Annotated in this window: 10 protein-coding genes and 2 pseudogenes; 3 read left to right on the top strand and 9 right to left on the bottom strand. The window is 70.4% G+C overall.

Annotated features, from left to right (window positions below):
- Nucleotides 1–538: 538 nt before the first annotated feature.
- A pseudogene (locus ACZ6EM_RS38005) lies at nt 539–712 on the bottom strand (pirin family protein); the annotation flags it as partial.
- A 101-nt stretch (nt 713–813) separates the two neighbouring features.
- Between ACZ6EM_RS38005 and ACZ6EM_RS38000 the strand changes: the two are divergent.
- Entirely contained in the window at nt 814–1,968 is a 1,155-nt protein-coding gene (locus ACZ6EM_RS38000; RefSeq protein ID WP_465774444.1) for a tyrosine-type recombinase/integrase, read from the top strand.
- 57 nt (nt 1,969–2,025) lie between these two features.
- Here ACZ6EM_RS38000 and ACZ6EM_RS37995 read toward each other — a convergent pair whose 3' ends face one another.
- Complete coding sequence (locus ACZ6EM_RS37995; protein ID WP_401053527.1) at nt 2,026–2,217, bottom strand: helix-turn-helix domain-containing protein; 192 nt, start codon at nt 2,215–2,217, stop codon at nt 2,026–2,028.
- A 270-nt stretch (nt 2,218–2,487) separates the two neighbouring features.
- Between ACZ6EM_RS37995 and ACZ6EM_RS37990 the strand changes: the two genes are divergently transcribed.
- Both ACZ6EM_RS37990 and tcmP read left to right on the top strand, forming a co-directional pair.
- On the top strand, nt 2,488–3,207 hold the full coding sequence (locus ACZ6EM_RS37990) for a hypothetical protein (protein WP_401053525.1): 720 nt from the start codon (nt 2,488–2,490) through the stop codon (nt 3,205–3,207).
- A 299-nt stretch (nt 3,208–3,506) separates the two neighbouring features.
- Nucleotides 3,507–4,664, top strand: coding sequence for a three-Cys-motif partner protein TcmP (gene tcmP / locus ACZ6EM_RS37985; protein ID WP_401053523.1), 1,158 nt, complete (start codon nt 3,507–3,509; stop codon nt 4,662–4,664).
- On the opposite strand, the gene ACZ6EM_RS37980 is transcribed toward tcmP, so the two are convergent.
- The 7 genes and pseudogenes from ACZ6EM_RS37980 to ACZ6EM_RS37950 form a co-directional block, all read right to left on the bottom strand.
- Nucleotides 4,654–5,400, bottom strand: a complete 747-nt coding sequence (locus tag ACZ6EM_RS37980; protein ID WP_465774443.1) for a DUF5131 family protein — start codon at nt 5,398–5,400, stop codon at nt 4,654–4,656. The two genes, tcmP and ACZ6EM_RS37980, sit on opposite strands and share 11 nt — an antisense overlap.
- Nucleotides 5,401–5,553: 153 nt before the next feature.
- Nucleotides 5,554–6,675, bottom strand: a complete 1,122-nt coding sequence (locus ACZ6EM_RS37975) for a hypothetical protein (RefSeq protein ID WP_465774442.1) — start codon at nt 6,673–6,675, stop codon at nt 5,554–5,556.
- Between the two features lie 5 nt (nt 6,676–6,680).
- On the bottom strand, nt 6,681–8,762 hold the full coding sequence (gene fxlM, locus ACZ6EM_RS37970; RefSeq protein ID WP_465774441.1) for a methyltransferase, FxLD system: 2,082 nt from the start codon (nt 8,760–8,762) through the stop codon (nt 6,681–6,683).
- A 15-nt stretch (nt 8,763–8,777) separates the two neighbouring features.
- The gene (locus tag ACZ6EM_RS37965; protein WP_465774446.1) at nt 8,778–9,092 is read right to left on the bottom strand and encodes a lanthionine synthetase LanC family protein; all 315 of its coding nucleotides are present in this window, start codon (nt 9,090–9,092) and stop codon (nt 8,778–8,780) included.
- A gap of 59 nt (nt 9,093–9,151) precedes the next feature.
- Nucleotides 9,152–9,967, bottom strand: a pseudogene (locus tag ACZ6EM_RS37960) (lanthionine synthetase C family protein); the annotation flags it as partial.
- Between the two features lie 65 nt (nt 9,968–10,032).
- A complete protein-coding gene (locus ACZ6EM_RS37955) occupies nt 10,033–13,041 on the bottom strand; it encodes a lantibiotic dehydratase (protein ID WP_465774440.1) in 3,009 nt (1,002 codons plus the stop codon).
- Nucleotides 13,042–13,116: 75 nt separating this feature from the next.
- Complete coding sequence (locus ACZ6EM_RS37950) at nt 13,117–13,287, bottom strand: FxLD family lanthipeptide (RefSeq protein WP_401047579.1); 171 nt, start codon at nt 13,285–13,287, stop codon at nt 13,117–13,119.
- Between the last annotated feature and the right edge of the window lie 64 nt (nt 13,288–13,351).

Here is a 13,351-nt window from a genome sequence, read left to right as displayed (position 1 = left end):
GTCGGCGGTTCGCAGGCACGCTCGACGAGGGCGTCCAGCGCGTCGACCGAGGGTGCTGCTGTCGTCGGGGCGTCCGCCATGAGGTCACCCTAGCGCCGGGTCGGGGCGGGTCGGCAGGTGCTTGCCGGCAGAGGCGGCTCGGAACGCCTCGCAGGAGGTCTCGGATCTAATAACTGGCTTGAAGCAAGATCGTCGCCGGGGTGCGGGCGGCATGGTGGCCGCTTTCTCCGGCCTGCCCCATTCCGGTGGTGACCGTCCTTCGGCAACCGGCGAGGGGGCGCGCCAGGGCATTCGTTGGTTCTCGCGGCGGCACCCGGCGATGACTTCCCGGACTCCGCGAGTGCCCCGGTCGGATCTGATGGGCCGTCAGCAAACTCGGCATGGGGTCAGCGTTGGTCCTGTCGGACGTTGTCGCGGATGGTCGAACCGTGTCATGCGTCGAGTGCGGAAGCGAGTGCCGACGAGGGCACTTCGAGGTGAGCGCGGGGGTATTTCGGGTCGGGGGTGTGGTGCCCCGGCCCACCACACCCCCGATTGCCTAACGTGCAGGTCGGCGCGCGTTTCCGCGCGGCTTGAGGGGGATGCCGGGGAGCTCCGGGGCGGGCAGGCGGTCGCCCGGGTAGCCCTGGACGGCGCCGAAGCGGTCGGTGGCGGCCTGCCACTCCTCGCGGGCCTGGACGATGTCCTCGTGGGACCGCCCGATGAAGTTCCACACATACCACCTGATTTGCGTTTCTTCCCAGGTCAGGGGCGTGGTGGACCATCCGCGGTCAGCAGAACGTCAGCATTTGGACGGGATGGAGACCGCACACAATGGCACCCAGGACCCTGGCCCACGGCCCGGGCACCTTCTTCAAGACCTGCGAGCACCCGCAGGCGCGGTGGTCGAAGTGCCCGCACACCTACGTGATCCGCTTCCGCAACGCCCCCGGACGGCAGACCGAGGAGTCGGGCTTCGCCACCCAGGACAAGGCGATCGACCGGCTCACCGAGATCTACCGGGCCAAGCGCGAGAACCCCTGGAGCCAGGGCAAGGCCGAGCGCAACCGCAAGTACGGCGCGTTGAACTTCGGGACGTACACCGAGGAGTGGAAGGCCGGCCAGCGCGCGCTCGCCCCGGCATCGCTGCGGCACCTCGACTCGCTCCTCGAACACCGCCTCTACCCCGCGTTCCACAGCCGCCGGATGGCCACCTTCGACCACAAGGTCGTCGACGCCTTCATCCGGACCATGGAGCGCAACGGTGTCGGCCTGGCCACCCAGTCCAACGCCTTCGACAAGCTCAAGGCGATCCTGCTCGACGCCCACCGGCTCGGCCTCTACCCGGAGAACCCGCTCGACGGCGTCACCCCGCCCCAGTACGACCCGAAACGCGCCGTCATTCCTTCGCTCATCCAGCTCGGCGGTATACGCGAAGCCGGTGACGAGACCTTCAACCTGGTCGCCGAGCTGATGAGCGGCTGCGGCCTGCGCAACGGCGAGGCCCTTGCCGTCAACATCAACAACATCGTCGCCGACGACGTCTACCGCGTCACCGAGCAGGTCAACCAGGCGACCAAGGACTACGCGCCGCTCAAGCACCGCAAGGAGGGCGACTACCGGGACGTCCCGCTGCCGTCCCGCACCCGCATCCGCCTGCTGACGTACGCGGACACCCACGGCACCATCGACGGCTATGCGCTTCGCCACCCGCTAGACATCAGCAAGCCCTACCCGTCCTACTACCTGCAGAACCAGTGGGACCGGATCAAGCGGGCCGGCGACGTCGGCATCCCCGAGGGCATGACGATCTACGGCCTGCGGCACTTCTTCGCCTCGAACTGCCTCAGCCACAACATCCCGATCACCGATGTCGCCGAGTGGATGGGGCACAAGAGCATCGACGTCACGTTCAAGATCTACCGGCACCTGATGCCCGGCTCGATCGGCCACGCCGCCCAGGTCCTCGACCTCGGGCTCGCGGCCTGAAGCAGGTGGGGCCCTGTCCGTCGCCGAACAGGGCCCCACACGTGTCGTTGTCCGACATCAGCCGCCGGACATCCGCTGCTGCTTCACCCAGGCATTGACCTCGGTGACCTTGAACTGCAGCTTCGCATTGCGCCCGCTCCCGAAGCGGTACGGGATGAGGCCGACCTTGGGCGCCTCGCGATAGACCCACTGGACGGACATGTTCAGGTGCTCTGCGGTCTGCTTGACGGTCATGAAGTGTGTGGACACGAGCTCTCCTCAGGATTGGCGGGTTGCCGCAGGTGTCCAAAGTTGCTTCCGTAGTGGCGGTTTGGGAGTGCCGTGGTCTCGTGGTAGGTTGCCATCGCCATGCAGGTCTGGGCTTCAGTGCCGGGTCTGACAGCGCCGCTTGGTCGACCATGCGCGCGGATTCGTAGTCCGAGCGACACGTCGCTGTGCGGATTCTCCCTATCCCTGGTGGCGCTGACGCACGAGTGCGCGCAGCGGCACCGCTCATGAGAGGTCCGGCAGGACAGAACGATGGTCAACTCCTTCATTGCGCACACCAGCCCGGGGCGTAGCCGGGTCTTCGCCCTCCATAAGGACCCGCACGATCGTCTGGAGGCGGTCACCACGCTGGGCGGGGACGACGTTCGGCTGACCGAGGATCTCGTCGGGGTGCTCAACACATACTTGGCGGACCGCGATGACGTCGCGCTGCAGGCTGTGCTGGACAGCCTTCCCAAGGCTGTCCAGATGGCCACGAGGCGGTACCTCAAGGACGAGTGCCCGCCGGAGATGGGAGCTTTCACCAGCTTCGGGCCGATCGAGATCGTCCGCGAGGCCGTCTGCTTCAGCCGGATCGACGACGAACTCGAGGACTACCTCCAAGGTGCCTACATGATCGGCCTGGGAATCCGCATGTCGAACGAGCGCGACAGTGATGGCGACGTCGACTGGGTGGTCCAGCTGCGCAACGACGAGGTCTCCGTGCCGGCCAGCGCCGAGCCACGTTCGTGGGAACTCCCCTCCGGAGTCGCGCTCTTGGAGACCTGGACCAGCAAGGAGCCACATCCCGGGCTGGGACCCGTTCGTGCTGCCCTCGGCGTGGCAGCCAGGGCGAGCGCCGACGGCCAGTGGGTGAGGATTCACACGCTGCTCCACAGCCATCGCGACGTCGACTACGAGGGCAGTGGCACCTCGGAATTCGTCGTCGACGTCTTCGATGCGCCGATCCCGCAGCAGGACCCTGAAGACTAGACCGTGACAACGCCGCGTCGTCCGCTGGACGTGCCGGGTCTGGCGGGCGGGCGACGCGGCGGAGCGTAGACGGGGGATCCGACGGCTATAGGGGGTCTCCGCTCTGCCAGCCGGGAGGCACGCGCCACCGCATGGTTCGGGACGGCCGACGCAGACACGATCGCCGGGCCGGAGGGCGGCGCCGAGGTACGAGCCGGTGTCGGGAGGCCGACCCCACACGTGCTCTTTACGTGACGCGCGCACCTCGTCCACCCTGGATCGATCAGCGGTTGGGATCGACCGACGGCGAAGGGGGACGCATGTCGAAAGGCACGTCGGGGGAGTACTGGTCGGAGCCTGAACTGCCGAGCGTCTTCAAGCACGCGCTGCTGAGCCGCTACATGCCCAAGTTCGGCGGGATGACCGGAGCGTACGGCAGGCGGGTGACCTACCTCGACGGCTACGCGGGCGAGGGTCGGTACGAGAACGGCGAGCCGGGCTCGGCCGCCCGGATCCTGCAGATCGCGGCGGACCTCCAGGCCAAGGCGGGTATTCACTGGACCTGCTTCTTCGCGGAGAAGTCAGCGCCGTCCTTCGCTCAACTCGGCTCGCTGGTCGCGGAGTACCAGGCGCGAGGGGTCGATGCCAGGGCGTTTCGGGGAGACGTCCTCGGTTACTTCGACGAGGTGCTCGCCGCCGCGACCGGTCAGCCGTTGTTCCTCTTCCTCGATCCCTGCGGGCTCGCCTTGCCGTTCGAGCGTCTCGTGGATGTGCTCGCCAAAGGCCGGCCCGGGCCCAAACCGCCGACCGAGTTCCTCCTGAACTTCAGCATGATGGCGATCCGCCGCATCGGCGGCAACTCGCAGTCGTCCAAGGGAATCGAGCGCACCAACCAGCGCCTCGACGAGGTGTGCGGCGGCCTATGGTGGCGTGACTTCTTCGCGGGCGGCTACACCCGGGAGGCTGACGAGAAGGTCGCCGCGGAGTACAGCGCCAGGCTGGGCAAAGCCGTCGGCATGCAGATGCGCTCCGTGCCGGTCACAAAGGCGCCTGGTCAAAAGGCCGTCTACAACTTGGTGTTCGGCACCCGCCGCCAGCACGGCCTGTGGGCGTTCGGCGACGCCCACGCCCGGGCCCGTGACACTTGGTGGCAGCAACTCGAACTCCAGGAGGAGGCGACGGACGACGGGTTGTTCCCCGTGGTCAGTCTGCAACGGCCCGACCCGCAGAAGGTCCGCGATCTCGCCGTGCCCGCGATGGCCGACAACCTCGCTCGTCTGTTGCGTCGCGGCCGCACCATCAGGTTGGTCGACCACACGCTGGAGGTGTTCGGCGAGTACTACGGTCAGGTCACCGAGACCGCGGCGCGCGATGCGATCAAGCTGCTGCACCGTCGGGGTGGGACACCGAGCGACGGCATGAGTCATCAGCGCGAAAAGGTCTACGACCTGCTGGTGAGGCCACCACTCACGCGCTGACCGACAACGGCATCTGGTCCCAGGTCCGTCCGTCCAGGAGGCGACCGCCGGCCTTGGGCGTGCGACCGCCCCACTGCTTGAAGAAGAACGCTACCTCCTTCTCCAGGCAGGCGTCGCGCACCTGCCGGGCCCAGGCCGCCTCCATCGGGCGGTGGGCGGGACCCGACTCGCCACCGGCGATCACCCAGTGGATTCCGTCCAGGTCGAGCCCGTCGAGCGGACCGAGTAGCGGTTCGCAGGACAGGAACCGCACGGCGGCCGGGACGGCCCGCAGGTCGTCGACCCGGTCGAGTTCGGCCGCGGTCTCGACCGACACCCCCATCCACAGGTTCGCCGGCCAGTCCAGCCGGTCGGCAACCCGCCGCAGCCTCCTGGCCCGCTTGGTGAGCACCTGGTAGGTGTGCTGAGGGGTGTCCGCCATCACCATGAACACCCGGCGCACGAAGTCGAGCGGGACCTTCGCGTGGAACAGGTCCGACATCGAGTTCACGAACACCGTCCGCGAGCTCTTCCAGCCGTACGGCACCTCCAAGGCGTCCCGGTGGAGCGTCAGAGCGAACCCCGGACCGGACGTCCGGGTGTCGCCGTCGGCCTGGTATTTGGCCGCGCCCATCGCCTTCAAACGCTTCGCGAGTGCGAGGGCGTAGCAGTTGTCACAGCCGGCCGAGACGCGATCACAACCGGTGGTGGGGTTCCACGTGGCCTCCGTCCACTCGATGCCACTGCGATCACTCACTGCTAGCTCCTCACCACTGCCCTCCGGCAGCCACTGCTGCCGCTCCGTGTCCACCACAGGCGGCACGGCACCCGCCTACCATCCTCCGCTGACGCTGGGCCTGTCGAACCGGCTGGTCACACCCGCTAGGAGTGCGAGTGCAGTTCGTGCTGATCACTTGCCGACATCGGCCCAGACCGGCACGTCGGGGCGGTTTGGATCGAGCGGGGTGGATTCCAGGACCGTCCCCGCGCAGGCGAGGGCCTTCTCCAGGACGGTTCTGAGGTGCGGTGGCAGATTGCCCGTGCTCAATGCGCAGGCCGCCATGGAATTCTTGAGGGCTTCTATCTGAGCAGTGCGGAGGTGGGAAAGGACGACAGGGTGGGTGAGAAGGTCCCGGAGTGCGTACCCGTCGCCGGATACACCAGTTCTACTGGACAGTTGCTTGATCAGGTTGTTGATGGAGGGCATGCCAGCGGCGGCGTCGATCGCGGTCAGGGCGAGGCGGGTGGTGAAGACGGTCAGGCCCTCGCCCGGTTCGAAGGCCAGGCAGTGGTCGATCGCGGTCTCGGAGGCGTGCCGGTCCCCGGGGCGGCATAGGGCGGTGAGGACGGCGGCGACTGCGTTCTCCCAGGGTTCGCCGGGCTCCGTGCCGGCCAGGGTGGCGAGGGCACCGTGGAGGTCGCCGGTGGTGGCGCGGGCGAGGATGGCGGTCTGGCGGCCGTCGAGGATGTGTTGGCCGATGCCGTGGTGCTTCTCGATGTGCTGCAGGGCCTCTGTCCAGCGGCCGGCGGTGGTGAGGGCGCGGGTGCCGTCGGCGATGACGACCCGCCATAGCCACTGGCGGACCTCGGCGCGCTGGTCGGAGGTTTCGGTGAGGTGGGCGGGGACGGTGATGCCGTCGAGCGTTGCCTCGGTGCTGCTGGTGACGGCGTGGTAGAGGTCGAGGAGGAGTTGGTGGCCGCGTTGGTGGTGGCCAGCGCGGATGTGGAGGCGGGCGAGATTGACGATCGGCTCCAGGCCGCGGATGGCGCTCATCGCAGGGAGTGGGCCGCGGGTGAGGTAGAGGGCGGCGTGGCGGTGGCAGAGCTCGCGGGCGTAGGTGGGCAGGTCGAGGTCGGAGGCGAGGAGGGCGGTCTGGTTGAAGACGGTGGAGGCGAGGCCCGGGTTGTTCTGCCGGGAGGCCGTGTCGGCCAGCTCGGAGAGCCGGCCGACACGGTCGTTGAGGGGCAGGCACGCGGGCCGGTGGCGTGCGACCAGCGGGAAGCGCTGGGCGATCGGTCCGGTCGGGTGCACGCGGACTACTCCCAGGTGACTGTGATCGGGTGGTGGGGGCGGTCCAGGACGAAGCGGCCGGCGGCCGGGTCCGCGGTGGCGGGGGTGTCGGGGAGTTCGATGCGCAGAGTCCGGTTGCGGAAGCCGATGTTCCAGGTGCGGATCTGGTCGGCGGCGAGGTCGGCGAGGGCGGCGCCTGCCGGGCCGTGGCCGATGACGCCGGTCTCGTAGGTCTTGCGGCCGTCGTTGTCGGGTTCTCCGGGGCGGAGGGTGAGGTAGGCGAGGGAGCCGGCGTCCACGGTGGCCATGGCGCCCCAGCCGAACATGGGGGTGATGCCGCGTTCGCGGGCAGTGCCGGTCACGCTCATCCTCATCAGGGAGTTGGGGAGGGTGAGGGCCAGCCACAGGTCCTGGTACTCGTAGGTGGTGCCGGCCGGGATGGTGACGTCGGTCCAGACGTCGTGGCGTTCGGTGTCGAGGACCCCGCGCAGCAGTTCGGCGTCGACGGCGTTGTGCTGGTCCTTGTGGACTTGGAGGGTGACGTCGCCTTGGTGGGTGAGGGCGATGGTGCGGCGGGCGTCGTCCATGCTGCCGCGCAGCGGCATGAAGACGGCGAGCTGGTCGTCGACCGACACCCAGCCGTTCTCGCCGCGTTCGAAGGCGATGGTGCGCGAGGCGGTGCCGCGCAGCCGCAGGGGCAGGACGATCCGCCCGCTGGGCTTGACCTGCTGGAGCCAGGCGGTGGGCATCTCGCTGGTGCTCACCGTGGCGATCACGCGGTCGAACGGGGCGGCGTCGCGGTGGCCGAGGGCGCCGTCGCCGAGGACCACGTCGACGTTGGTGAGCCCGGCGTCCGTGAGGTGCTTGCGGGCGCCGTCGACGAGGTCGTCGTCCACGTCGACGGCGACCACGTGCCCGTCGGGGCCGACGATGGTGGCGAGGTAGGCGGCGTTGACTCCGGTCCCGGCTCCGGCCTCGAAGACGCGCTGGCCGGGCCGGGCGTCGAGCTGCTCCAGCATCAGGGCGACGATCGCGGGCTGGGAGGCGGCGCTGATCTGGGTACCGGAGCCGTCGGTCTTGGTGTAGGTGGGGTTGTCGGCGTAGGCGGCCTCCAGGGGGAATCCGGGCAGGAAGTGCTCGCGGGCGACGGTGCGGAAGGCGGCCTCGACCGTGCTGGTGCGAATGGCTCCGTGGCCAAGGAGACGGTCGGTGAGGCTGTCGCGCAGCTGCTCGGAGGTCGGGGTGGCGGCGCTGTCGCTGAGAGTAGTCACGTGGGCGACCCTAGTGGTTGTGCGGATGGTGGATTGCGAGGGCGTGGGGCCCTCGCCGGAGTGGAAGACGGTGTCCAACGCGCGTGCGGCGGTGGCGGCTTGGTGCTCGACGAGTACGCCGGAGCGGTTGGCGTGGAAGATCATCAGGTGGGCGAGGACGGCGCGCAGTCCGCGGGTGAGGCGGCCGTCGCGTGCCAGGCGGACGAGGTCCTGTCCGGCGGTCTCGAAGGCGTCGACCCAGCTGGCGTGTCCGGCGAGCGGTCCACCGGGGCGGGTGAGCCGGCGGGTGTCCAGGGTCATCAGGCGGCGCATTGCGGTGGTCAGGGCGGCGGCCCGTTCGGGTGCGAGGGCGGGTGGCGCGGGGCGTTCGGCGGCGAACTTGGCCCAGACATCGCCCTGTTCGTACCAGTCGAGGCCGGCGGAGCGGAGCATGGCGGAGACGAGGGCGACAAAGGTCTCGGTGCGGCCGAGTGCAGGAGGCTCGGGCTTGGCGGCGCGGGTCATCAGGTGCCGGCTGTCGGTGTGGAAGAGCCGGTGGGCGATCTCCATGGCCTCGGGGCCGCCGAACGCCTCAATCTCCGGCTCGTAGACCACGGTGGCCCAGCCCTCGACGAGTCCCGCCTCGGCGAGCGTGTCCAGGAGCGCGGTGATGACGGGGACGGAGTCGGTGGCACGGTAGCGCAGCCGCAGCCCGTTCTTGTGCATGTACCACCAGCCCTCCAGCGTGCCGGAGTTCTGGGCGTGGTCGAGGGCGGGGGTCAGGTGGTGGGCGGCGATCTGGTCGGCGGTGGTGGGGTCGGCGAAGGTGAGGTCGTGCTGGATCCAGCCGGTGGTCATCGAAGGAGTCCTTGGTCAGGAGGTCAGGAGGCAGGCGTCCCAGCTGGTTGTGGGGGTGGTGCCGGTGGCGGGGGCGAGTAGGGCGAGGGCGGTGCCGGCGGCGCCCTCCAAGAACCCGGGCCCTGCCGTCGCCAGGAGGTGGGATGCCTGTTCGTCAGGGTCGGTGCGCGGCGGATGGGCGGTATCGAGGAGCAGTGCGGCGGCGGAGCGCAGTCGGGCCGCGTTGTGTGGGAGGGCGTCGGCGGCGGCGCGGTGGGCGATGTGGGCGAGCCCGGCGAAGCCGTGGCAGGCCGATAAGTCGGTGGTTGCCGCGAGCGCCTTCGGGTCCACCAGCGCGCAGCGAGGACGGTCTCGGCATCGTGGCGCAGACGGGAGTCGTCGAGGGCGAGGGCGGCGAGCTGTTGGGCGCGCGCGACGCCGGCGGTGCCGTAGCACCAGCTCGGCCGCTGGGGCGCCAGCGGCATGTGGTCGGGGTCGGCCTGGTGCGCGCGTGTGATCCAGTACGGCCAGGCGTGGCCATCGCGCCAGCGCTCCAGCCAGGCCAGGATGGTGCGGATCGCCTCGCGCTGAGCGTCCACCTCGATCCCTTGCCGTAGCGTCAGGGAGAGAACGGAGAGTGGGCCGGCGATGCCGTGCGCGAGTCCGATGTTGGCGTGCCCGCCGGGGAACCGCTCGTCCGGCGTGCCGGAGGGTCCGTCCATGGTCCACCAGCCGGGCAGCGCTCGTCCGGCGTGCTTCACGTTGGCCGTGAGGCGGACGAGGTAGCCGAGGACCCGGTGGACCGCCTCGCCGTCCGGGTCTCGGGGGAGAAGCACCGCGCAGACGCCGGCCAGGCCGCGGATGGCGTCGAACTCGGCCAGCACCGGCAGATCACCCCGGGTGATTCGGGCGAGGGCTTCATCGCAGCGGCGCAGGGCGTCGCCGGCGACGACGTCGTCCAGGTGGGCGAGGGCGCTGCTGTAGGAGCCGGGCCGTGCCTGGGTGGCGCAAGCGAGAACGTGTGCGAAGGCGGGGGCGCCGTAGTGCAGGTAGCTGTCCGCGCCGCTGGTCACCGGTCCCTTGGCCGCGATGGCCAGCCAGGTGCGTACTGGCTCCCACGGGCCTCGCCCGGTGGCGGCGCGCTCGATGTGGAGCAGGGCGATGCCGGGCGCGCCATGGGCGAGCGACTGACGCCACTGCGGGCGCGACGACCAGGCGGACGCCACGGCCTCGGGGTCGGCGAGGAGTTCGGCGACCCGGTCGGACAGGCGGACGGCAGGGTGCGGGGTGTTCACCGGTCACCGTCCCTGGAGAGGCGGGCGAGGGCGGCGGCGCGGGCCAGGTAGAGAACCTGGGCTTCGTCGTCGAAGTCGATGCGGTGCGCGCGGACGAAGCTGCAGTGCAACAGGGAGCCGAGCACGTCGTCCGCCTGCACGCCGTCGGTGTGCGGGCTGGGGAAGAACCGGCGGTAGGAGTCGAGCGCCTGGTGGCGGGCGGACCATGCATCCACGATTGCGGTACCGCCAGGCTCGGCACGCAGCGCCGCCCAGTCGTAGGCCGGGTCCGCCAGACGCACGGCTTCGCGGAACATCGGCCTGGGCGCGTTGGTTGGCACCTGGCTGGGGACATTGTCGACGAGCCAGTGCAGGCCCGCGGCGGTCGAGCCGGTGAACCCCGCGGTGATGGCGACCGCGTGGGCGGCGAGCAGCGCCTGCCGACCGGGTAGCACGCTCTGGGAGAGCTGGGCGAGGACGGCGGCGGAGTCGGCGCGGAAGACGCCCTCCGCCGCGGCCCATGCTGGGTCATCGCCCCAACGTCCGGTCTCTGTGTACGAGGTCGGGTACACGACCTCGGACAGCAGGCCGGCCAGGTGGAGTTCGGTGGTCCAGGTGCTGATCACGGCGGCTGTGGGGCCGAAGGCGGCCGGATCGGGTAGGGCGATGCGCAACCGCAGGTGGTGGCGCGGGTCGCGGAAGCGGACGAACCACCATTTCGGGTTGCCGAGCCGCTCCAGGAGGGCGGGTAGGTGGCGGGCGAGGACGGAGTCCTGGCGTTCCAGGTCGCCGTAGAGGGAGGCGAGCAGCACGCGGGAGGTGCCCGGCGCTTCGCCGTGGCTCCGTCGCAGGATTCGGTTCGGGGTGGGCTTGGGCAGGCGCGGCCACGCCGGCGCCCGGGTGACGGTGACGGGAACGACGATCTCGTGGGCTCGACCGCCTGCCCAGCCGAGGTCGGCAGGCTCGGGCTCCTCGACCAGGACAGCGTGCGGGGTGGAGCGGAGGTGGTCGCGTAGCAAGGCACGGTGGCCGGGGTGGTCGAGGTTGAGCGGCAGGCCCTGGCTGTCGGCGGCCAGCATCACGTGCCGCGGGGCTCGGCGCCGTTCCGCCCACGACGTGAGGGCCTCATCCCACCGTCGCTGTGAGGCGTCGCCGGAGGGAAGCTCGGCGGTGGTGAGGCGCCAGATGGCGGGGGAGAGGATGACCCGCCGGTGCCGCAGCCGAGGCCGAAAGGGCAGTGCGTGGAGCGAACCCCAGTCGAATCGGGTGACCTGTGCGCTCTGGGCGCGGGACAGCTCGGTGATCAGCCGGGCGAGCGGCGGGGTGTGGTGGCGGAGGTTGAGGGCATGGGTGGCGGCGGCCTCGATCCGCACACCGAGCGCCGGTGCCGCCAGGTACATGCGCCGCCCGTCGCAGCCCACCGCCAGGTCCTGCGGGCCGAGGACGCCTTCGGCGGCGATGCGATGCTCGGCGAGGCTGATCACCAGCCGACCCGTCGGCAGGCTCCGGGCGACGTGCCCGCTGGCGGGATCCAGCGGCGGGAACGAGATCTGGGCGTTGACGGCGTGCTCGTCCACCGTCGGGAGGTCCGCCAGCAGGGTGGTGAAGGCAGCCCGGTTCTCGGGTTCGAGGAGGTGGAGGAAGCGGCCGACCGAGACACCGGCGGCCCGGGACACCGAGACCACCTCCAACCGGAACTCGCCCCGGTCGAGCGTCTCCCGATTGCGGGCGTGGACGCGGGTGATGACCTCCAGGTGCGGAGGAAGGCGGGGTTCGTCCGGGCCCAGCTGGAGGGAGGCCAACAGCGCTTCGTCGAGGACGACCTCACGCGCGCCGTCGAGAGTGGCTCGCTGGGCGAGCGCGGCGAGCAGCTCGTCGCGTTTGTCGAAGCGCGGCTTCTCGACGGGTCGGGCACCGGGGTAGCCGTCGGGCCAGCCGATTCCGCTGTCGGCCACCATGTCGAGCAGCGGGACCAGGGTGCCGCGGCCGTAGCGCTCGTAGAAACGCTGGTGGTAGGCCCGCCATGCTGCCGTGCCGTTGGGCGCGGCACTGAGCCGGGCCAGTAGGTGGGCGGCTCGGGCGGCCTCGTCAGCTACCGAGCGGGGGAGGACCAGGTCGGCGTCCAGTCGGAGGTCGACGGCGGTCACCGGAGGACGACTGCCTGCGGTCCGGAGGTCCGTCAGGATCTCGGCTGCCTCGGGGACGTGCTCGGCGCTGATCTTCGACAAGACCGTGAGGAGGTGCCCGAGCGGGGCGGGGTCGGTCGCCGGAGCGTGCAGGTTCGTGATGAGCACTCGCTGGGCGACGAGCTCGGACAGGATGCCGGTGATCTGTTCGGCCGATGCGGCGGGGAACTCGGTGTGGACGGATTCGGCCAAGTCCCGGAAGCGGAGCGGAAGACGGGCAGCAGAGAGGGCGAAGGCGACGGGACGGGTGTGTCGTAGTGTCGTCTCGGCCGTGGCCGTGCTGCCGCCGGCCCGGGGGACCGGTCGATAGGGGACGACGAGGCGATCGCCCCGCACCTGGACGGTGTTGTTCGCCGCCACGTCCAGGAGTGCCAGCACGGCGGGGCGGGACTCCAGCAGGCCGACAGCCTGTGCGAGCAGGGACTCCGAGGCACTGGTGACGGTGTGGTGCCGGTCGCCCCAACGCACCGTGCAGGACGGTCCGAACGATGCCGCCTGCACACCCGCGAAGCGTCCGAACGGGGTGGCGCGGCCGGCCGCACGCAGGAGGTAGCGGGCGGTGGAGAGCGCGGCGCGCCGCACTTCGCGCACGGTGGGTTGCGAGTGGCCGAGCAACTGGGCAACGCGATCGGAGAGGGTCGGGCTGGCCAGTTCAAGGGCGCGGGCGAGGTGGTCGTCGGCCCACAGGGCCCGCAGCCACTGTGCCTGCTGGAGGGCCTCGGCAGGTCCGGCGGCCGAGAGGTCGGGCCAGGCCGGCACTCGCAGGTCGGGGCAGACGACGGCGCGTACGAGCGCCACGTCGGCGGCGCGGTAGGCGGCTTTGGGGTTGGGTGGGCGCATCGCTGCGGACCTCGGGATTCGGAGATGGGGCGGGTGGTTCCCCGAGAGCAGGTCCCGGGGAACCACCCGGGAGGGTCAGTGCACGCCGGTGGTGCAGGCGCCGCAGGTGGAGCCGCAGCCGTCGTCGGTGAGGACCTGCAGGCTGGCCGCGTCGGTGGTCTCGACGGTGCGCACGTCGAGGTCGAACTCGTCGCCGACGGCAGCGGCCGTGGTGGCCTTGGTCTCGGCCGGGATCATCTGAGGCATGGTGGCTCCTCCTTGAGGGTTTCCCTTGCGGGTGCCTGGAGCCGGGGCGCGGGTGCGCCCCGCG

The organism is Kitasatospora sp. NPDC041917, assembly GCF_055589745.1.
Note: the sequence above shows the minus strand (reverse complement) of the source record. Positions and strands in the feature narration are given on the sequence as shown.

Coding starts and splice junctions, on each gene's coding strand:
- ACZ6EM_RS38000 (WP_465774444.1), top strand. CDS start 814: ATGGCACCCAGGACCCTGGCCCACGGCCCGGGCACCTTCTTCAAGACC.
- ACZ6EM_RS37990 (WP_401053525.1), top strand. CDS start 2,488: ATGGTCAACTCCTTCATTGCGCACACCAGCCCGGGGCGTAGCCGGGTC.
- tcmP (WP_401053523.1), top strand. CDS start 3,507: ATGTCGAAAGGCACGTCGGGGGAGTACTGGTCGGAGCCTGAACTGCCG.
- fxlM (WP_465774441.1), bottom strand. CDS start 8,762: ATGACCACCGGCTGGATCCAGCACGACCTCACCTTCGCCGACCCCACC.
- ACZ6EM_RS37955 (WP_465774440.1), bottom strand. CDS start 13,041: ATGCGCCCACCCAACCCCAAAGCCGCCTACCGCGCCGCCGACGTGGCG.
- ACZ6EM_RS37950 (WP_401047579.1), bottom strand. CDS start 13,287: ATGCCTCAGATGATCCCGGCCGAGACCAAGGCCACCACGGCCGCTGCC.